Source organism: Flavobacterium sp. 5, assembly GCF_002813295.1.
In the GTDB taxonomy this organism is placed as follows: Bacteria; Bacteroidota; Bacteroidia; order Flavobacteriales; family Flavobacteriaceae; genus Flavobacterium.
Genome location: NZ_PHUE01000001.1, coordinates 2384505 through 2405705, shown reverse-complemented (window position 1 = coordinate 2405705; position 21201 = coordinate 2384505). Strand labels below are relative to the sequence as shown.

Here is a 21201-nt window from a genome sequence, read left to right as displayed (position 1 = left end):
ATGGCAATATTCAAAATCGTACACATCACAAAATACCAATACAGCTGGCCTATAAAAGAAAGCATAAACGAAATTCGTTTATTTCCACATAATTTTGACAATCAAGAAGTTCTTGACTATCAACTTTTTATTACTAATGATCCCGAAGTAGAATATTTTCGTGACTATTATGGTAATCGTTTTGCTAATTTCAACAATTTAGAAGCACATCAAGAAATGATTATTGAATCTCGAATGACAGTTCGAGTAAACCATCCTCGCAAAATTCCCGCAATTGACGACACCTCCGTAAAAGATATTGAAGAAGAAAAAAGCAAAGACATAACCTTACTAAGACTTAGCTACCCAGAAACAATTATAAAGCAACAAGAGATTCATAACATTTTGGAAACGATAGCCATAGAAAACATGTCGATCATAACCATTGCCCAATTATGCAATCAATATATATTTAACAACTTTACCTACACTAAAGGAATTACTAATATAGAAACTACAATTGACGAAATTTTAGATCTAAAAAAAGGAGTTTGCCAGGATTTCGCACATGTCTTGCTTCAGCTTTTAAGAACTATCGGTATCCCTTCAAGATATGTAAGTGGCTATATCTGTCCTAACGAAAGTGGTCTAAGAGGTGAAGGTGCTACTCATGCATGGGTCGAAATTTACACTCCAACACAAGGCTGGCTTGGACTAGATCCAACCAATAATATATGGACAATGGACAATCACGTAAAACTTGCTGTAGGCAGAAATTTTCATGATTGCACTCCGATTAAAGGAACTTTCAAAGGACTGGCGAGACAAACACTATCCGTATGTGTTTCCATAGGCTATGAAGATGGTAGACATTATGAAGAAATAAATGATGTTCTTCTTGAAGAAATACCACAGGAAATAAAAGAGCAAATAAGTTATATTGAGCAACAACAGTAAAAGCAAAAGAAAACTCGCCACTAAATTAGAAATCAAATTTGAGTTGCACCACTATTGTTTTCTTCATTTCGGTATTTAAATTGCTTAATGAAATCCCCAACAATCGTACTGAATCTTTCATTCTTTCTTGATACAATAACTCCCTGACAGTTTCCAAAATCAATGATTTATCTGCAATGAAATAGGGTATAGTTTTACTTCGTGTTTGTTGAGTAAAATCACTATATTTAATTTTAAGAGTGATTGTTTTTCCTGAAATTTGATGTTTTTTCAAACGTCGTTCCAATTCAGCTGCAATTTTTTCAAGCTTTTCCAACATGAATATTTCGGAAGATAGATTACTATCAAAAGTATATTCAGCAGCTACCGATTTAGCTATTCGATTAGATTTTACTTCACTGTTGTGTACACCTCTCACTACATTATAATAGAAACTTCCGGATTTACCAAAATGTTTTTCGAGAAATTCTATTGGTCTGCTTTTAAGATCCAAACCTGTAAAAATTCCAAGTTGAAACATTTTTTCAGCAGTAACTTTCCCTACTCCATAAAATTTTTGAATCGGTAATTGTTCTAAGAAAGCAATTACTTCATCTGGATTAACCGTTTTTTGACCATTAGGTTTATTATAATCACTCGCAATTTTGGCAACAAATTTATTAACCGAAATTCCAGCTGAAGCTGTTAAACCTACTTCATTAAATATTCGTAATCTAATTTCTTCAGCCAATAAAGTGGCGCTGGGATTTCCTTTTTTATTTTTGGTTACATCCAAATAGGCTTCGTCCAGCGATAATGGCTCAACCAAATCCGTATAATCACGAAAAATTTTGTGTATTTTTTTTGAGATTTCTTTGTACCGATCAAAGCGCGGTTTTACAAAGATAAGTTCCGGACAATTTTTTTTAGCCAAAACACCACTTATAGCACTGCGAACTCCAAATTTTCTAGCCTCGTAACTTGCTGCCGAAACCACCCCTCGATTCTCTGCACCACCTACTGCAACAGGCTTCCCTCGCAATTCGGGATTGTCCATTTGCTCTACCGAAGCATAGAATGCATCCATGTCGATGTGTATTATCTTTCTATTTGGAATTGGTTCGAGCATGTCACAAATTTAGAAACGTTTTAAAGAAATGAGATGACAAAAGTGTTAAAAAATAAATGAATATCTTTGATGGACTTACTAGCCCAGATGGAAACGACATCCTTTTTCTTTTTTCTTTAAAAAGAAAAAGATATAGTGGACAGCTGGATAAAGCTCCTTAGATTAATAAAAATAATAATGGAAAATGATTGAAATAGAACGAAAATTTTTGGTGACTTCAGATGCATTCAAAGCCGAAGCTTTTGCTCAAAATAGAATAAAACAAGGCTATTTAAGTTCCGTTCCTGAAAGAACAGTTCGAGTACGAATAAAAGGAGACAAAGGATTTTTGACTATAAAAGGAATTTCGAATAATTCTGGTTTATCTCGTTTTGAATGGGAAAAAGAAATCTCAGTTGATGAGGCCGAAAAACTATTGCTTTTATGTGAAGCTGGTGTGATTGACAAAATCCGATTTGAAGTAAAATCGGGGAATCACATTGTAGAAATTGATGAATTTTATGGTGAAAATGAAGGCCTGACTATGGCTGAAATTGAATTACAATCTGAAACAGAATTCTTTGAAAAACCGATTTGGCTTGGTGAAGAAGTAACGAACGATAAAAGATATTACAATTCTTATCTAAATAACAATCCTTATAAAAATTGGTGATTTGAGTTAAAAATAATTAGTGCAGAGTGAGCTAATTACTTTTAACCAAGCTCTGCACTAAAAATAATTATTTTTGTAATTCTTCGATTTTCACAATTACTGCTCCACTATTTTTATTAGAAGTAATGTCCATAAAAGCTTTTTTACTTAAATCGATTTCTCTTCCTCTTGCAAAAGGACCTCTATCAATCACCTCTACTATTACAGATTTACCATTGGCTTCATTAGTAATTCGGAGTTTGGTTCCAAAAGGAAATTTTCGATGTGCTGCGGTTAACTTTTTGTTATCAAATCGCTTTCCGCTAGCCGTTTTTTTACCATTAAATTTATCATGGTAATAAGAAGCATGGGCATCTTTTTTAAAAAATACAAATTTTCCAGTTTCAACAATTACAGTATCTGGGGCGATAGCAACTGGTTCAACAACTTTTTCTACAACTTTAGTAGATTTCTTTACAGTGTCTTTATTTATGGAAAATTTTTTGCTGTTAATAATAGAACTTTGACTACTTACTATCCCGATATTGGCTAGTAAACATAAAAGTGTGATTATTTTTTTCATTTAGAGTTTATTAGGTGAAACTTTGATGCGCAAAAAAATTATGGGTAAAAAAAAGTCCTTTTCAGGACTTTTAAAAATGGGTTATAACCACAATGACCAAGGGATTCTACTTAAAATAAGTACTAATCCTAAACCGTAAAATATGGCAAAGCCTTTAAATTTTGATTCACTTGTTGTTGCTCTTTTATGTTTTGACCAACCGATAGTAATCAAAGTAATTGCAATTACATTAATTAATGGGTGCTCTAATGAAGTTAAACGCAATGCTTTATCTGACATTTGTCCGAAAGAAGCTAATCCTAGTGGAGACACAAAATACAAAATTAAACCAAAAAGCAATTGAACATGTGTTCCAATTAATCCAAATAAAGCAATTTTTCGGTCTTTAGCTGTAAATTCTTTTTTGGAAGACATTCCCAATATAGCATTTATAACCGAAATAACTAGAACTAAGAGTGCAATATAAGCCCAACCAGAGTGTGCTTTTTGTAAAATAGTGTACATAAAAAGTTTTTTAATTTAAACAAATATAACAAAAAAGGGCATAAAAAAACGGCATTTAACTAAAAGTCAACGCCGTTATTAATATTTATTTAGATTCTAAATATTAGAAATCATAATTCAAAGTAAAGTTCCAAGTTCTTCCAAATCCGAAGAAAACTTGGTTAACAGTAGCTATTCCATCGTAAATCTGTCCGTTAGAAGCATAAGTTCCTTTTGAACCTGCTAGTTCTCCTGATGCAACAGGTAAATTGTCATCTGCAAAAAAATTAGATCTAGACTCAGCAATATAAACTTTATCAAAAACGTTATTCACGTTTATTCTAAAATTAACTGATTTATCTTTTTTATCTCCTACAAGCATTTTATATGAGAAACCCGCATCTACTAATCCATAAGAAGGTAATTCTAAAGAACCTTTATTATCTTCTTTTGTGAATTTATCTGGAGAAATTGCTGCATATAAATTATTATTATAATTATAATTAGCATCCAAAGTAACTCTTTTTAACACTTCATAAGAAGCACCTAAAGAAGCTGTCATTTGAGCAGCATCTCCAACTTTTACTTTATCTAAATATAAAAAACTTTTGCTTAATTCTGCGTTACTATTATTGTATAATGTTGAATTAGCATTTCCGCTATATTCCCAGTTTCCAAAAGAAAACATTCCATTTACTTTAAACTTATCCGTAACTTTTGAGTTTCCTTCAAATTCAACACCCATGTGTGTTTCATTGATTCCTGTAAAATCAAAATATCCACCAGGATTACCTGTAGTATTAGAATCGTTTATTCTTAAATTTCTATCGTCCCAAGTTGTATAGTAAACATTCACATTGGCTGTAAAAATTTTAGAACGGAAACCATATCCTCCCTCAACACTCATGATTTTTTCGTTTACCAAATAAGGATTCACTATAGACGCTTGACCAGGATAAACCGCATTAAAGAAAGGTTGTTTTGAATAATAACCAGCATTAGCAAAAACATTATGTTGCTCATTAATGTTATAGTTTACTCCTCCTTTTACATTACCTCCAAGAATATTTTCATAATCTGTAGAAGAAAGCGGATCTGTAGTTTTATATTTGAAATAGTCAACTCTTTTGAAACCTTGTTGAGAAATTGCTCCTTGTATAAAAGCAGTCAAGTTATCCTTAGAATATTCTAACTGAGTAAATAAACCATACCAATTTACCTTTCCATCATTGTTGAAATTTATTTTATCTCCTTTTTTTGCATTTACAAATGGATTTCCAGAAGGACTCAATGTATAGGTATTTGTTAAAATTCTATTTGGATTATTAACGTCATAATTGTCAAAATACTCATCTGCACCTAATAAATTATTTAAGTTTTGATAATGAATTCCAGTATATGTTCTTGCATCAAGACCAATATCCCAAGTTAAATTTTGAGTGAATTTTTTATCAAAATTAATTACACCACCATACCAGTCATGAGAGTTAATTGATGAAATTTGTGAAATCCCTGAAGTACTATTGTAAACATAAGGAGAAGCTGTAGTACCTGCACCTTTTCTACCTATATCTGCACTATTTTGATATTTACCATCAACATCTGGTATTGTTGTTCTTGTTCTATCAACACCAGAAATATTAACTGTTTGTCCTGAGTTGTATGCTTGAATTTTATCAAAATCTACCAAACCATTAGCAGTTCTAAAAGCATCAGCAGTATATGTTAATCCTCTAACGCCTCCTGTACCTCTTGAACCACCACCACGGCCCCAAGAGCCATAAACAACAGTAGATAATTTAGAAGTTTCATTGATGTTATAATCCCAGTTAATAGAACCAACAGGCTTGTGGTAATAGTTTCTAGTCATATTAAATTTTTCTCCATTCAAATAACCCCAATCTGAGTTGTAACGAGTATTTGGATCTTCATCAGTTCCATATTTTTGATACTGAGCAATTGTAATACTTGAATTTCTTTGATTGTGCCATTGTGGAGCACCTGTAAAAGTAAATTGAATATCATGTTTATTGTTTTTCGTAGCATAACCCAAAGCAATAAAGTAATTGTCTCCTTCAAAATCAGTTCCGTCTACATAACCATCTCCTTGAGTATGACTGTATAAAATAGAAGCTGAAAGTCCATTATCTAATTTACCAGTAGAATAAGATGCTTGTGTTTTTAAATAATTTGCATTTCCGAAAGAAGACCCAATAGAACCACCTTCTTTGCGATCTGAAGATTTAGTCACTACATTTATTGTACCTCCAACAGATGCTATTGCTAATTTTGAAGAACCTAAACCTCTTTGTACTTGCATCGCAGAAGTTACGTCTGAAAGACCTGCCCAGTTACTCCAATAAACAGCACTAGTTTCCATGTCATTAACTGGAACACCATTAATCATAACTGCAATGTTATTTTGGCTAAATCCACGAATAGAAATTCTTGAATCTCCAAATCCACCACCTCCTTTTACAGCATATACTGAAGGGGTATTCTTTAAAATCTCAGGAAACTCTTGAGTTCCTAATTTTTGTTGAATTTCAGATGCTTTAATTGTTGAAACTGCAACTGGCGTTTTTCTATCTTTTGCAATATCCACAACAGAAGATTTAACTACAATTTCGTTCAATTCATTAGAATTACTAATCAAAACAATATTCCCTAAATTTGTAGTTCCATTGCCTGAAGTAGAAAAATCAATTGTTTGGTTTGCAAAACCAATGTAAGAAATAATTAATTGCCCAGAGTTTACATTCGAATCAATAGTAAATTTACCATCAAAACCTGTCGAAGCACTTGCTGATGCACCTTTAATAGCAACATTTGCACCAGGTAACGGGCTTTGTCCATCTGTGATAGTTCCCGTGATTTTTCCTTGAGAAAATACAGTTGAAGCTATCAAAAACAGTAATCCAGAGAGTAACCAATTTTTCATTGTTTTCATTCTTGTTAGTTTAAATATTTTTGGCAAAATTATAACATTTAAACTAATTAATGTTAAGAAATATTTAATTAATTGTGCTTTTAACAACTCCAAGATACATAAAGAGCATATTATAATTTTATCGTTAATGTTTTAACGATTTATGCATTTTTAATCTAAAAAAAAAAGAATTTAATATTCCTTTTTTATACTCAAATCATAGTTTATCACTCAATACAATCAAAAACAATCTTAATTTAATCCAAAAAAAAACTCTGATTATCAAAATCAGAGTTTTTCATTATTGTGAAATTCTAAACGAAATTTATTTATTATCTAAAAAATGATTCAATAAAAATTTAGTAGAACTATCGTGATTTTTAACTTGCTTTGTATTGATTTCATCAAGTATTGAATTGGCCAATTGTTTTCCAAGTTCAACTCCCCATTGATCAAAACTGAAGATGTTCCAAATAAAACCTTGCACAAAAATCTTATGCTCATACATAGCAATTAAAGATCCTAATGATTTTGGTGTCAGTTTTTGAATCAAAATTGTGTTAGTAGGTTTATTTCCTGAAAACACTTTAAAAGGCAAAAGAGCACTTGCTTTTTCAGCACTTAATCCTTGTTTATCAAATTCTGCTTGAACTTGTTCCTGAGATTTACCATTCATCAAAGCTTCTGTTTGAGCAAAAAAGTTTGACATTAATTTATCATGATGATCTTCATCTCCATATAAAGGTTTTACAAATCCAATAAAATCAGTTGGAATCAATTTTGTCCCTTGATGAATTAATTGAAAAAAGGCATGTTGAGCATTTGTTCCTGGTTCGCCCCAAATAATAGTCCCCGTTTCATAATTTACTGGTTTTCCATCACGCCCTACACTTTTACCATTACTTTCCATTGTCCCTTGTTGTAAATAAGGAGCTAATTTTTGTAAATATTGTGTGTAAGGAATTAAAGCTTCACTTTCGGCACCAAAGAAGTTGTTATACCAAACGCTTAACAATGCTAATGTTACAGGTATGTTTTTGTCAAAATCAGCTGTTTTAAAATGTTCATCCATTTCATTAGCGCCAGCCAACAAATCATTAAAATTATCAAAACCAACTGCTAAACTTATTGAAAGACCTACAGCACTCCATAAAGAAAAACGCCCTCCAACCCAGTCCCACATTGGGAATACGTTTTCTGGATTAATTCCAAACTCAGTTACTTTTTGAATATTAGTAGAAACAGCTACAAAATGCTTAGCAACATCTTCTTGCTTAGCCGATTTTAAAAACCAAGCTTTAATTGTTTCGGAATTCGTTAAAGTTTCTTGAGTTGTAAATGTTTTAGAAACAATTACGAATAAAGTAGTTTCAGGATTTAACTTTTTGATAATTTCATTTACGTGATCACCATCAACATTAGATGCAAAATGTACGTTTAAATGATTTTTATAATATTGTAAAGCTTCAACAGCCATTACTGGTCCTAAATCAGATCCACCAATACCTATATTTACTATGTCTGTAAATGCTTTTCCAGTATATCCGGTTCTTTGACCCGAAGTAACTTCGTTTGTGAACGCTTTTACTTTATTTTTTACTTCATATACTTCTGGCATTACATTTACACCATCTACATTGATTACAGCCGATTCTTTAGCTCTCAAAGCTGTATGCAAAACCGCTCTATTCTCTGTTTGGTTGATAATTGCTCCTCCAAAATAATCAGCAATAGCACTTTTCAAACCAGTTTCGTTTGCCAATTCAAGTAACAAATCGATTGTTTCCTGACTAATTCTATTTTTAGAATAATCTATCAGGAAATCATTCCACTTCAAATGAAACTTTTCTGTTCTGGATGAGTCGGCCTGAAACATTGCTGTCATTGAAGCCTTTTGTATTTCAGTATAGTGTGCCTGTAATTTTTTCCAAGCAGAAGTATCGGTTGGGTTTATTGTATTTAAAGCCATTTTATTCTTGTTTTTTTATGTTGCGCAAATTTACTGAATTAAGTTTGAATGGACTAAAATCAGGCAATTATATAACAATATAATATCAAAATATAGAAATAAATTAACTCGGTCTAAATAAGTTCAAAAAGATTATTTTTATAAATTAGACACACTATCCAACTCGAATTTTAAAGGTTCTATTTTCTTTAAAAATCGCTCTTTATTTTTTGGATTCATAGGTTCTCCATTAGGTAATTTAAGTCGTAAAGCATCGACTTGAACTCCATTTTTCCAAAAACGATAACATACGTGTGGCCCCGTTGCCAATCCTGTACTTCCAACCAATCCTATAGTTTGGCCTTGATTCACATGTTGTCCTCTCCTTACTAATATTCGAGACATGTGTAAGTATTGAGTAGAATACACTTTATTGTGTTTTACTTTTACAAAGTTACCATTACCAGCAGTATAACCAGTTTGTTCTACAGTCCCTGCTGCTGTAGTTGAAATTGGTGTTCCATAAGGCGCCGCATAATCAGTTCCTTTATGTGCTTTCCAAATTTGCTGCACAGGATGAAAACGATTGGAACTAAAATGAGATGTAATACGACTAAATTTGATTGGCGTTTTAAGGAAGAAATTTTTCAATGTTTTTCCATCTTCATCATAATAATCAAAATTGCCTGATCCTTGATTTTGTTCGAATGGAAAAGCATAAATAATTTTGCCTTTATATTCAAAAAAAGCTGCTTGCAAACTGTCTACTCCGTCATAAATAGAGTCATTGATATAACGTTCGGTAAAAGTTAAACCAAAACGATCTCCCTTTTTAACCTTAAAGAAATCGATAGACCAAGCAAAGATTTTAGAAATTTTACTAGCTAATGCTCCTTCCACATTTGCGGCGTCTAATGTTTCGGACAAGGACCCTTTTAACACACCACCAATGGTTCTGCGTTTTAAAGTTAAAGGTTTTGTTTTTTTAGAAGCCTTTGCGATTGAATCTCTTAAATCAATTACATAATAATGCAATGCATCGGGTTGGTAGATGAAAACATTTAAGGAATTGGTTTTATTCTTGGAACGAAGTAATATATAATGTTTGTTTATTCTAATTGTACGAACATCAAAAGTGTCTTTCACTTGTGATACGATATCGTAAACTTTTTTGTCTCCAATATTTTGATTTTGCAAAATGCTTCCAAAAGTATCTCCAGATTTCACAGAATCCAGTACAACATTAAAATCAGAATATTTAAATCCAAAATCACTCTTTTTAGATTTTGGAATCACTTGATTTTCTACAACTTCCTTATCTTTATTACAAGAAATTAAGGAAAAAAGCACTGCTACAATTACAATTATCTTCTTCAAGTTCTCTCTTTTTATCTTTATTTTTCTACACCCCAATTAGCCAACTCTTCCTCACTCCAAAGCTCTGGAAAAAAAATCCTTCTTTGATATCTGGGATGCATGTATTTTTTCCAATCACTTCCACCAGTAGCCTCACCATCTCCTTTGCCGTTGTCAATATACTTTCTGGCAGCATTCAAATGTCCCATAACCCAAGTAATATTTACGGTATGATCATAATGACGCATTGCCTTAATTAATTCTGGATTTTCACGATCAGAATCTGGTAATTGTTTGAATTTTTGCCAAAGGTTTATCGTGTTATATTCTTTCATTTGTGCAATAAATATTGCTTTATATTTACGTTCAAACTCAAGCAGCAAATATGATTTCTCACCTGTTTGATGATCCTTTCCTGCTGCTTGCCAATACATATGATCTAAGGCATGCTCATAAGGTGTATTTCTATCAATAGTTGCTCGAAAACGGTAATCAATAAGATTGATTAAATCCGTCGAAGCAATCTCTATCATTCTATATTGTGCACTTTGAAAACCACTTGCAGGAGTAAGTGTATTTCTAAACTTCATGTATTGCTCAACTTCCATTCCATCACCCATAATATCAAACGAAGTGGTAAGCATATCAAAGTAACGACTAATTCTCATTAACCTTTCTGTAAAAAAATCAGTAGTCAATTTCTCTGAATAGGAAATTTGATGCATCTCCCAAAGTATCATTTTAAAAAGCAATTCATTAACTTGATGATACATGATAAAAACCATTTCATCTGGTAATGTTGTTCTTTGAATTTGCAAATTCAACAACGCATCAGTTTGTATATAATCCCAGTATGTTATTGGTTTTGACCAAAGTAATCCTTCAAGATGTGTTTCAGTTTTTTGATTAATCTGTTGGAATTTTTGATCAATTTCATCTAAAATTGATGCAGTGGTATCATTTATAGTCATTTTGCTTTTAATTTAAACGGATTATTCAATCCTTTGTATTCTTCCAAATCCGCTTTGACTGATCCTACCAAAAGCGTTGCTTTTATCCTAATGGGTATCTTATTGTAGTCGTCTGAAATCCATATTGTTAAACTTTCCTGTTCCTTAAATATACGGCCAGATTGCACCAAAGGCTTAAAAATCATTGTAGAAACGACTCCAAATTTAGTTTTAATATCTTCTCTTCCTATGAATTTTAACTTAAATTTTGTAATCTCATCGTCAAAAAACATATCAATAACGACAGATTCACCTGCTTTTATTTTATTGATATTAGGATAATTTCGCAGATAATAAAATGAAGAAAGAATATCTTGGGCATTATTGGGGAAATCAAAAGCTTTTTCAGTTTTATGCTTATAATCTTTTACCAAGATTCTATTCGTTCGTTGATTAAAGAATCCTTCCTGATTTTTGGTATATCCTCCTTCATTAATTTTTCGAACAAACCGATAGGGATTTCTAGTTACCTTATCTATATAACTTTCGTAATCATCTTCAACTCCAAAAAAGAATTTGGTCATACCTGTAGACCAGCCTTTACCAATAACATGATAAACAGCTTGATTGTTTAGGATTTCATCTTTAACTTCGATGGTTGCATAACCTGCATTTATCAGACCATAATGCAACCTGAACTTTAGGAATTCGCCTCCTGCAAAGGCTTCCTTATTTTGTGTATCGAAACCCAAAGTGATGATCACTATCAAGAAAATTATAATTTTTTTCATCGGATTCGATTAATTATAAAAAAATAATCTCAAATGTATTAAAACAAAAAAACTCAGTCAAATTAATGACTGAGTTTTTATGCTATTAACTAACCAAAAAACTATAAATTATGAAAATTTATATGAAACTTAGAAGGAAACCACCCCTTCGTTGTTTACAGGTGCAAAGTTATTGCATAAATCGAATTATTTTTAGTAAAAACTTGAGTTTAACACAACATTTGCAACTTTAAGGGTTCTTTAACTATTATTTTTTTTGATAATGCAAAAAAAATTCATTTTTATAGAGTACCTCGCAATTCTTGTTCACGCTCAATTGACTCAAAAAGTGCTTTAAAGTTCCCTGCACCAAATCCTTTGGCTCCCATTCTTTGAATTATTTCAAAAAATAACGTCGGACGATCCTGAACTGGTTTAGTGAAAATCTGCAACAAATAACCATCTTCATCGGCATCTACCATAATGGCCAGTTTTTCTATTTCATTCAAATCTTCCTTCATCATATCCATGTGTACTCCCAATCTTTCTGGAATTGCTTCATAATAAGCATGAGGAGGAGCTGATAAAAACTCTACTCCTCGTGCTTTTAACTCCGAAACTGTTTTTATAATATCATCTGTAGCGATGGCGATGTGCTGAATTCCAGGACCTCCGTAGAAATCTAAGTACTCCTCGATTTGTGATTTTTTCTTTCCTTCGGCGGGTTCGTTGATAGGAAATTTGATTCTTCCATTTCCGTTTGACATTACTTTACTCATTAATGCCGAATATTCGGTGTTAATTTGTTTGTCATCAAACGATAAGAAATTTACAAATCCCATTACATCTTCGTAGAATTTTACCCAAGTATTCATTTCGTTCCAACCTACATTCCCAACCATATGATCAATATATTTTAGACCAGTTGGTTCTGGATTATAATCGGATTTCCATTCTTTGTAACCTGGCAGGAAAACTCCTTTATAATTTTTTCGTTCTACAAAAATGTGAACTGTTTCTCCATACGTGTAAATACCTGAGCGTACTACTTCTCCAAACTCATCTTGCTCTACAGTAGGCTCCATAAAGGAACGAGCCCCACGTTTCATAGTTTCTTCATAAGCACTTCTTGCATCTTCTACCCAAAGTGCAGCGACTTTTACTCCGTCTCCATGTTTTTTTAAATGGTCGTGAATAGGAGAATCTTGTGTTAAAGGAGTAGTCAAAACAATTCGAATTTTGTCTTGTTTTAAAACATATGATGCTTTGTCTTTTACTCCTGTTTCTAATCCCGCATACGCCAATGATTGATAACCAAAAGCTGTCTTATAATAATGTGCCGATTGTTTTGCGTTGCCTACGTAGAATTCTACATAATCGGTTCCTAATAATGGAAGGAAATCTTGTGCTCCTTCGAAGATTTTTTCTAAACCGTATTCTACTGATTTTATTTCTTTTGACATGATGTTTATTTTTTTGATTCGGATTTTTTCTGTGATTCCGAAAATGTTATTTATTACTCTAAAGCCCTAGCCCTGATAGCAGTGGAAATCCTTTTTTATTGCTTTTTCTGCAATAAAAAAGATTGCAACGAATAGCAGGAAATAGCTCCATAAATTATTTGATATGCTAATGTGATATTCTTAGTGAGATGGCACCCGTACCTCGCAATGACTATTCTGTCCAGGATTTATAATACTGACCATCGTCTAATCCCATTGCTTCTTCGGTTACCATAAGTGGATGGAAGGTGTCGACCATTACAGCCAATTCCTGAGTTTCTTTATGTCCGATGCTTCGTTCCATTGCACCTGGTGCGGGTCCGTGAGGGATTCCTTTTGGGTGCAATGTAATATGACCCTGTTCGATATTGTTACGGCTCATAAAATCGCCATCTACATAATACAACACTTCGTCACTATCTATATTGCTATGATTGTAAGGTGCTGGAATTGCTTTTGGATGATAATCGTAAAGTCTTGGGCAGAATGAACAAACGACAAAAGTTGCCGTTTCGAAAGTTTGGTGTACTGGTGGTGGTTGATGTACACGCCCAGTTATAGGTTCGAAATTATGAATCGAAAATCCATAAGGAAAATTGTAGCCGTCCCAGCCAACAACGTCAAAAGGATGTGAAGCATAAACCACTTCATGAATCATTCCTTCTTTTTTTATTTTGATTAAAAAATCTCCTTTTTCGTCATGAGATTCTAATTCGTTTGGCAAAATAAAATCGCGTTCGCAAAATGGAGAATGTTCCAAGTGTTGTCCTGATGCATTTTTGTATCTTTTTGGGGTATAAAAAGGTGCAAATGACTCTACATAAAATAAGCGATTATCTTCGGTGTCAAATTCTATTTGGTAAATAATTCCGCGGGGTATGATTAAGTAATCCCCATATTCGAAGGGAATATTCCCAAGCATCGTGCGGAGTTTTCCTTTGCCTTTGTGAATGAAAATCATTTCATCGGCATCGGCATTTTTATAGAAATAAGAAGTCAATGATTTTCTGGGAGCCGCTAATCCGATGGTGCAGTCTCTATTGACCAACATCGGCTTACGGCTATCTAAGAAATCATCTTCGGGTTTTAATTCGAAACCTTTTAATAATAATGATTTGATGTTTTTTCCAATCGCTATTTTAGGTTCAACCGAATATGATTTTATAATTTCTTTGACCTGAGTTGGTCTGTGAATATGATACGAAAGCGAAGAATTTCCATGAAAACCCTCTGTCCCAAAGAGTTGTTCATAATACAAACCTCCATTTGGTTTTTCAAACTGGGTGTGTCTTTTAGGAGGAATATTTCCTAGTTTATGATATATTGGCATAACAATTTAAATTAGATAATAATACAATTCGTTAAAAACCGTAGCGTCAAATGGGATTACTTTTTAAAAGCAAAACTTTGATATACACAATTAAGTATTCAATTCTTTGACAATGGCCGAAATCACTCCGGATTTCTTTTGATTAAGAATTGAAGATACTCTAATAAACCTGTCCAATTTGTTTTCATAATTACAAATATCGTAATTTTATTTAACAATAAATCCAAATTAAAATATAAATCCAACAGAAAACCAAAGATAAGAATTGGAAATTTCTGGCGACCAGGAATATTTTACTTCAACTGGCCCTATAATGGTTTCCAATCCGTAACCCAATGCATATCCTGAATATTTGGGTAAGGAAATCCAATCTAACGTGCTGTAAAGATTATCGCCTAGATTGGCATAATTTGCAGAAAGATTAAGATGATTCTTTTTAAAAAGCTCAAAGTCGACTGTAAGGGTCGATTCCAAATAGCTATTACCCGCAATACTTAAAAAATCATACCCATAAAAGTATTTGATATTATTTGAATTATTAAATCCGTATCCTCCCAAAATAAAATTAAAATAGGGTGTATTTTTGTCACCTATTGTCATTCCTGCCTCGGCTTGAAACTTTACTGTTACATTTTTAAAAATTGTTTTGGCTATGCCTGCTTCACTTTTAACAACAGAAAAAGGAGCAAAATTTCTATCACTCTCTGAAGAAAACATATAAAATTGCGGGTTCCCAGAAAAATACCATCCTTTTTTAGGGAAGTATTTATTATCATAGGAGTCGTATTTGATATAACCAAAAACACTACCGTATGTACTCTTTGTTATGATTGGATCTACCTCAAGTGTCTCTGAGGTAATATCAAGATACTCAAATTCAGCTCCAACACCTATAAGGAATTTTTGTGCAAATACTGATTGAATATATATTTGATTTGAGATATCTAAATAATCAATATTTACCGAATTTGAAGCATCACTATTATAGGTTATTACACTAACAGGTATGTTTTTATTAAATTGATTCAGTTGTGATTTGAAACCATAGCTCAACTGGAATCCATTATCAATATAGTAGTCAAAATAATACCTTATATTATCTCCTAAAGCTATATCGGCCGATAAAAAGTCATTTTTGAAAAATGTTTTCTTATTGGTTATGTTTGCTAAAACAGCACTTTTATACAAACCATCATAATGCAGAGCAAATTTTAGATTTGTTTTTATTGGGCTTTCGGTTAAAGTAAGGATCAAATCATCGTATGCGCCATTCTTGTCAAAATAATAACTTACGTTACTAAAATTCTGAGTGGCATTCAGGTTGTTTATCCCAGTTTCCAAGTCTTTGAAACTTATTTTGGACTTGGGTTTGAAATTTAGTTTACCTATAATATAATCCCTAGAATAATTTTTGAGTTCATTTATTTTAATATCAACAATAGACAAACTATCGGATTGAAATTTTAATTTGGGTTTGTGATAAGGATTTTCCTTATCAACCAAAAGATCTATTTTTTCGTATACTGCAAAAGTAGCATCTTCCCCTTTTTTGATAATCTCTGATGCTTTTTCAAAGGATACTACACCGTAATTTTTTACATCGGGTTTTATATAGACTTCGGTTAGGTTCGCATTTGTTTTCATTCTCTCAATCATTTGCAGATTGGTAATTTGAAAGAAAACTTTTGAAGCGCTTCTTAATTCATCTTTGTTCAATAATCCTGATTGAACATCTACTCCTATTATTATGTCGGCTCCCATTTTTCGAACTTCATTGATAGGGTAATTATTAATCACTCCACCATCAATAATAAGATTATTATCAATGATTACTGGTGCAAATATAGAAGGCAAAGAAGAACTACCTGTTAAGGCTTGAGCCAAGACTCCTTTATCAAAAACTACTTGTTCTCCCAAAGCAATATTGGTTCCGATACATACAAAAGGAATAGGCAATTCATTAAAATCACGAACATGTCGGACAGGAAATGTCAAACGACTCAATAAATTGAAATTATACATTCCTTTAGACAATGCCTCGGGCGTACCGATACTGAATTTATTAAATGGAAGTACTAAAGCGTACAACTCGTCATTTCGCTTTTCATAAAAATTCTTGGAAGATCGAGGGATAAAATCATTAATAACATTACTAAAATTGGTGACATTAATAATAGAATCAATTTGTTTGGCATTATATCCTATAGCATAAAGTCCGCCTATAACAGCTCCCATACTGGTTCCTCCAATGTAGTCTATTTTTATTCCGGCATCTTCCAATACATTTAAAACTCCTATATGTGCAAATCCTTTGGCGCCACCTCCACTTAACACCAAACCAATTTTAGGTCTTTTGAGGGTGGTGTCTTGAGAAAATGAATTCAAACAAGTGAAAAATAAAAGAATAAAAAACAGTATTCTATAATACATAAAGGGCAAATTACTTTGTTTATTGATTTTTCCTGTCTTTTGAGGAAATATCAATTTTGTGTTTTGTAAAAGTCGGTAATTTTTTTGGCTTTTGATACTCCGATAACATCAGAAATTTCTTTTTCTGTAGCTAATTTTAATCTTTTAACACTTTTAAAATGCTGAATTAAAGTCAACATCGTTTTTTCGCCAATTCCTGGAATGCTTTCAATCGAAGAATTTAGTGCTGCTTTACTTCTCTTATCCCGGTGAAATGTAATCCCAAAACGGTGAGCCTCATTCCGTAATTGTTGAATAATTTTCAAGGTTTCCGATTTTTTATCCAAATATAACGGAATAGAATCTCCAGGGTAAAATAACTCTTCCAGCCTTTTGGCAATTCCTATAATGGCTATTTTTCCGCGCAATCCCAAAGCATCTATACTTTTGAGTGCCGATGACAACTGCCCCTTTCCACCATCTATAATAATTAAATTTGGCAACGGTTCGTTTTCATCCAGCAATCTTTTATAACGGCGATACACTATTTCTTCCATCGAGGCAAAATCATCGGGTCCTTCGACGGTTTTTACATTAAAATGTCTGTAATCTTTTTTGCTTGCCTTTCCATCTTTAAAAACAACACAAGCTGCAACAGGATTAGTCCCTTGAATGTTGGAGTTATCAAAACATTCTATATGTCTTGGTTCTACAGGCAAACGCAAATCGCTTTTCATCTGCGCCATGATCCTATTGGTATGGCGATCTGGATCTACAATTTGCAATTGTTTGAGTTGCTCTATTCTATAAAATTTAGCGTTACGAATAGACAAATCTAATATTTGTTTTTTGTCGCCTAATTGAGGAACTGTAACTTTAATTTTTTCACCCAAATCTAATTCAAAAGGAACAATCACTTCTTTGGACAGTAATTGGAAACGTTCCCGCAATTCTATTATGGCTAATTCTAATAATTCTTCATCAGACTCTTCCAGCTTTTTCTTGATTTCCATTGTATGGGAACGAATAATTGATCCGTGCGAAATTTGTAGAAAATTGACAAAAGCCGCACTTTCATCCGATACTATAGAGAAGACATCAATATTGGTAATCTTTGGATTTACAATGGTCGAACGTGATTGATAATTTTCTAATATCTCAATCTTTTCTTTGATTTTTTGCGCTTCCTCAAACTTCATGTCTTGCGCGAAGCTTATCATCAAACGTTTAAAATCTTTCATACTCTCCTTGAAATTTCCTTTCAAAATTTCGCGGATAGCATTAACCTGTTTTTGATACTCTTCCAACGTTTCATACCCTTCACATGGCCCTTTGCAATTCCCAATATGAAACTCTAAACACACTTTAAATTTCCCACTATCAATATTGCTTTTGCTCAAATCATAGTTACAAGTTCGTAGCGGATACAACTCTTTTATTAAATCCAGAATGGTATGTACGGTCTTAAAACTCGTGTAGGGGCCAAAATATTCAGAGCCATCTTTGACCATTCTTCGGGTAGAAAATATTCGTGAAAAAGGTTCTTTTTTGATGCAAATCCAAGGATAACTTTTGTCGTCTTTCAACAAGACATTGTACCTTGGCATTAGTGTTTTTATAAGATTGTTTTCTAATAAAAGAGCATCTGTTTCGGTAGGAACAACGATATGCTTGATGGTTACAATTTTCTTAACCAGCACATTGGTTTTGGCCGTATCATGGATTTTATTAAAATAAGAAGAAACTCTTTTTTTGAGATTTTTGGCTTTACCCACATACAAAATCTTCCCTTCCTTATCGTAATATTGATATACACCAGGACCATCGGGCAGGGTTTGTATTTGCAGGGCTAAATTAGGGTTGGTCATTTTTAGTATTCAGTGTTCAGTTTTTAGTTGACATTTGAAAAATTGATATTGATTTTTGCAATTGCAATTGAGATTGAAAATTAGCCACAGATTGAACGGATTTTACAGATTTTCACTGATTATTTGTTTTCTTGTTCAGCTATTTTTTGTTCGATGAATTCTTTATGACGTTTTACTTCTGATTTTACTATTTTATCTATTTCAGAATCGGTTAATTGAGTTCCATAAGGATTTTCTAATATGTCTTTTTCATTTAACTTTATATGGTAAATATCTTTAAAAAAAATCACTGAAATATTACTTTCAAAATAGATATTTTCTAATCCTTCCTTTTTAAAATGAAGATATCTATAGTTTATATCTAAGTAATTCCTGTTCAAAGCCGTATTGATTTTTTCTAAATCAAAATCTTTCAGATTTTTATATTTCCCTCCATCAAAATCAAAATCAAAATGATACTCAGAATAAATTTTTTCAAATTTTTTCATTTGAAATTCAAATTTATTAATGAGATTTGAAAACGAGATTTGGAATAAATCTGATAAATAGTCACTTTTTGTTTTTTCTTTAATTATATCAATTTTTTTTATTTTCTGCTCCAGCAACGCAATCTCTTTATCCAAATCATCTTCCTCTTCAATACTTTCTCCTTTTGCTCCAGAGATCATTATTTGGAGAGAATAAACCAAATTTTTTGCAATATAAGTAACAAAAGCTTCAATATTTCCAGCATCGGCAAGCTGCAAAGCTGCAAAATAATTGGCTTTGTCTTCGGTTTTTATAATTACTGGAGGAAAACCAAATTGCATCAATATAAAATTCATCACTATTCGGGCTGTTCTTCCGTTTCCATCATCAAAAGGATGAATTCTAATAAAACGATAATGAAATTCAGCAGCTACAAGAATTGGATTAACGTTCTCTTCCTTTATTTTTTCATTATACCAATTCAACAAATCATACATCTTTGCAGGTGTTTCCTCTGGAGTAGCAAAATAAAAAATTTCGCCAGTTACCGTTTCTACGTGATTGCTGGTTGTTTTATATTTTCCTGCACTAATTTTTCTTGGAACAATTGTCCCGTCTGCATTTTTGGATTCTTTATAAGAGTCTTGCAATAAAAGGGAATGTAAATCTCTAATAAAACTTTCTGTCAAAGGACGCTCCATCTTGACTAAATCTATTACCCAATTTATTGCATCGTTATGTCCTGTGATTTCTAAAGTGTCTTTTAATGGTTTGCCTTGTGCGGTAATACCAAACAAAATTAAAGCTTTTGTTTCTCCGTAAGTAAGTACATTTCCTTCCAAATGATTAGAATGGTAATTCCAATCCAAACGGAATTTTTGCATTATAATCGCTTCCTTCTCTTTATCAATTGGACGCAAAGTATCCAACTCATTTTTAAGTTCTAATGCATTCGCGATTTCTTCCATAACAGTCACAATTTAATTCAAACAAATTTAACTTTAAAATCGGCATAAAACAAATACAGCCTATTAAGTAAAAATTCAAAATAGACTTTAAATCTTTGAAATAATCATCTTTCCAAAAAAATCTGAAAACTATTTCAAATAGGGTATTCCTGTAAATACTGCCATTTTTTTAACTTAATCATTAAAATTTTATACATAACTATTAAAATTTTAATACTTCCAATTAAAATTTTATCTATAAAATTATAAATTTCAATAAACACCTATAAAATTTTAATAACTCTATTTAAAATTTTAATAATTTTATTTAAATATTTATATACTAAGCTTTAAATTTTAATAAGCATAAATAAAATTTTAGATACAATAAATAAAATTTTATACTTTATTATTAATTTTTTAAATAATTATTTATATTTTTATCTAAAATACTCAAAACAAATACAGTATGCCATTAGATAACTTATGTAAAGTTCATTTTTCGGAACAACAAATTCAGGATATAGATCAGGCGCTAGCAGTTTTGACAACAGCCTTAGCCGGCATGTCAGTCAATTTGAGTCCTTCCGAACATCGAAAATTTGGCCGCGTAAAAGAGAAAAACAAATTACTCATAGACAAAGTAAAAACGTACCATGAAAATATGCCTCAACTAAGGTCTCCAGAGGTAGACTGGAATGAGTTTGATCTTGACTATCAAAATCGTTGGCAAGCCACGCAAATGCTTTCGAAAATAAAAGCTATCGAAAGCCAGCTCATTAATATTAAAATACTAGGCGACTATGATAATTATACCGATGCTTTGCGGGATTATCAATATGCCAAATACAAAAGCAATTTTTCTAACGGAAGTAGCTTTTCAAGAAAAGCAGACGATATGATTGGCTTTTTTCCAAGAACTGGCATAACCAAAAAGAAAATCTAACTAGACGTTGTTTATGAATTACGACTCGAGCAATAGG

The 21201-nt window shown here is 32.2% G+C and carries 16 protein-coding genes; 3 read left to right on the top strand and 13 right to left on the bottom strand.

The window, feature by feature from the left end:
- On the top strand, window positions 1–936 hold the full coding sequence (locus tag CLU82_RS09780; RefSeq protein WP_100842921.1) for a transglutaminase family protein: 936 nt from the start codon (window positions 1–3) through the stop codon (window positions 934–936).
- A gap of 25 nt (window positions 937–961) precedes the next feature.
- Here CLU82_RS09780 and dinB read toward each other — a convergent pair whose 3' ends face one another.
- On the bottom strand, window positions 962–2044 hold the full coding sequence (gene dinB / locus CLU82_RS09775) for a DNA polymerase IV (RefSeq protein ID WP_100842920.1): 1083 nt from the start codon (window positions 2042–2044) through the stop codon (window positions 962–964).
- 184 nt (window positions 2045–2228) lie between these two features.
- Here dinB and CLU82_RS09770 point away from each other — a divergent pair, with 184 nt between their 5' ends.
- Window positions 2229–2696: a CYTH domain-containing protein gene (locus tag CLU82_RS09770; protein ID WP_100842919.1), complete on the top strand. Its 468-nt coding sequence runs from the start codon at window positions 2229–2231 to the stop codon at window positions 2694–2696.
- Between the two features lie 67 nt (window positions 2697–2763).
- Here CLU82_RS09770 and CLU82_RS09765 read toward each other — a convergent pair whose 3' ends face one another.
- From CLU82_RS09765 to CLU82_RS09710, 12 genes are all read right to left on the bottom strand, one after another.
- Window positions 2764–3258, bottom strand: a complete 495-nt coding sequence (locus CLU82_RS09765) for a septal ring lytic transglycosylase RlpA family protein (protein WP_100842918.1) — start codon at window positions 3256–3258, stop codon at window positions 2764–2766.
- A gap of 81 nt (window positions 3259–3339) precedes the next feature.
- Window positions 3340–3762, bottom strand: coding sequence for a hypothetical protein (locus tag CLU82_RS09760; protein WP_100842917.1), 423 nt, complete (start codon window positions 3760–3762; stop codon window positions 3340–3342).
- A gap of 103 nt (window positions 3763–3865) precedes the next feature.
- Entirely contained in the window at window positions 3866–6691 is a 2826-nt protein-coding gene (locus CLU82_RS09755; protein WP_100842916.1) for a TonB-dependent receptor domain-containing protein, read from the bottom strand.
- A 304-nt stretch (window positions 6692–6995) separates the two neighbouring features.
- Complete coding sequence (gene pgi, locus CLU82_RS09750) at window positions 6996–8639, bottom strand: glucose-6-phosphate isomerase (protein WP_100842915.1); 1644 nt, start codon at window positions 8637–8639, stop codon at window positions 6996–6998.
- Between the two features lie 138 nt (window positions 8640–8777).
- Complete coding sequence (locus tag CLU82_RS09745) at window positions 8778–9995, bottom strand: peptidoglycan DD-metalloendopeptidase family protein (protein WP_100842914.1); 1218 nt, start codon at window positions 9993–9995, stop codon at window positions 8778–8780.
- A 17-nt stretch (window positions 9996–10012) separates the two neighbouring features.
- Entirely contained in the window at window positions 10013–10945 is a 933-nt protein-coding gene (locus CLU82_RS09740; protein ID WP_100842913.1) for a tryptophan 2,3-dioxygenase family protein, read from the bottom strand.
- Window positions 10942–11715, bottom strand: coding sequence for a DUF3108 domain-containing protein (locus CLU82_RS09735; protein WP_100842912.1), 774 nt, complete (start codon window positions 11713–11715; stop codon window positions 10942–10944). Before CLU82_RS09735 ends, CLU82_RS09740 begins: the two co-directional genes overlap by 4 nt.
- 281 nt (window positions 11716–11996) lie before the next feature.
- Entirely contained in the window at window positions 11997–13157 is a 1161-nt protein-coding gene (gene hppD, locus CLU82_RS09730) for a 4-hydroxyphenylpyruvate dioxygenase (RefSeq protein ID WP_100842911.1), read from the bottom strand.
- Between the two features lie 211 nt (window positions 13158–13368).
- The gene (locus CLU82_RS09725; RefSeq protein ID WP_100842910.1) at window positions 13369–14526 is read right to left on the bottom strand and encodes a homogentisate 1,2-dioxygenase; all 1158 of its coding nucleotides are present in this window, start codon (window positions 14524–14526) and stop codon (window positions 13369–13371) included.
- Between the two features lie 228 nt (window positions 14527–14754).
- Window positions 14755–16911, bottom strand: a complete 2157-nt coding sequence (locus CLU82_RS09720) for a patatin-like phospholipase family protein (protein ID WP_369829016.1) — start codon at window positions 16909–16911, stop codon at window positions 14755–14757.
- Between the two features lie 95 nt (window positions 16912–17006).
- Complete coding sequence (gene uvrC, locus CLU82_RS09715) at window positions 17007–18803, bottom strand: excinuclease ABC subunit UvrC (protein WP_100842909.1); 1797 nt, start codon at window positions 18801–18803, stop codon at window positions 17007–17009.
- A gap of 119 nt (window positions 18804–18922) precedes the next feature.
- On the bottom strand, window positions 18923–20239 hold the full coding sequence (locus CLU82_RS09710; protein ID WP_100842908.1) for a Fic family protein: 1317 nt from the start codon (window positions 20237–20239) through the stop codon (window positions 18923–18925).
- Window positions 20240–20687: 448 nt separating this feature from the next.
- Between CLU82_RS09710 and CLU82_RS09705 the strand changes: the two genes are divergently transcribed.
- The gene (locus CLU82_RS09705) at window positions 20688–21164 is read left to right on the top strand and encodes a hypothetical protein (protein ID WP_100842907.1); all 477 of its coding nucleotides are present in this window, start codon (window positions 20688–20690) and stop codon (window positions 21162–21164) included.
- Window positions 21165–21201: the final 37 nt, after the last annotated feature.

Bases quoted from the DNA above. Each gene is read 5' to 3' on its own strand.
- CLU82_RS09780 (WP_100842921.1), top strand. From the start codon at position 1: ATGGCAATATTCAAAATCGTACACATCACAAAATACCAATACAGCTGG.
- dinB (WP_100842920.1), bottom strand. From the start codon at position 2,044: ATGCTCGAACCAATTCCAAATAGAAAGATAATACACATCGACATGGAT.
- CLU82_RS09770 (WP_100842919.1), top strand. From the start codon at position 2,229: ATGATTGAAATAGAACGAAAATTTTTGGTGACTTCAGATGCATTCAAA.
- CLU82_RS09765 (WP_100842918.1), bottom strand. From the start codon at position 3,258: ATGAAAAAAATAATCACACTTTTATGTTTACTAGCCAATATCGGGATA.
- CLU82_RS09760 (WP_100842917.1), bottom strand. From the start codon at position 3,762: ATGTACACTATTTTACAAAAAGCACACTCTGGTTGGGCTTATATTGCA.
- CLU82_RS09755 (WP_100842916.1), bottom strand. From the start codon at position 6,691: ATGAAAACAATGAAAAATTGGTTACTCTCTGGATTACTGTTTTTGATA.
- pgi (WP_100842915.1), bottom strand. From the start codon at position 8,639: ATGGCTTTAAATACAATAAACCCAACCGATACTTCTGCTTGGAAAAAA.
- CLU82_RS09740 (WP_100842913.1), bottom strand. From the start codon at position 10,945: ATGACTATAAATGATACCACTGCATCAATTTTAGATGAAATTGATCAA.
- CLU82_RS09735 (WP_100842912.1), bottom strand. From the start codon at position 11,715: ATGAAAAAAATTATAATTTTCTTGATAGTGATCATCACTTTGGGTTTC.
- hppD (WP_100842911.1), bottom strand. From the start codon at position 13,157: ATGTCAAAAGAAATAAAATCAGTAGAATACGGTTTAGAAAAAATCTTC.
- CLU82_RS09725 (WP_100842910.1), bottom strand. From the start codon at position 14,526: ATGCCAATATATCATAAACTAGGAAATATTCCTCCTAAAAGACACACC.
- uvrC (WP_100842909.1), bottom strand. From the start codon at position 18,803: ATGACCAACCCTAATTTAGCCCTGCAAATACAAACCCTGCCCGATGGT.
- CLU82_RS09710 (WP_100842908.1), bottom strand. From the start codon at position 20,239: ATGGAAGAAATCGCGAATGCATTAGAACTTAAAAATGAGTTGGATACT.
- CLU82_RS09705 (WP_100842907.1), top strand. From the start codon at position 20,688: ATGCCATTAGATAACTTATGTAAAGTTCATTTTTCGGAACAACAAATT.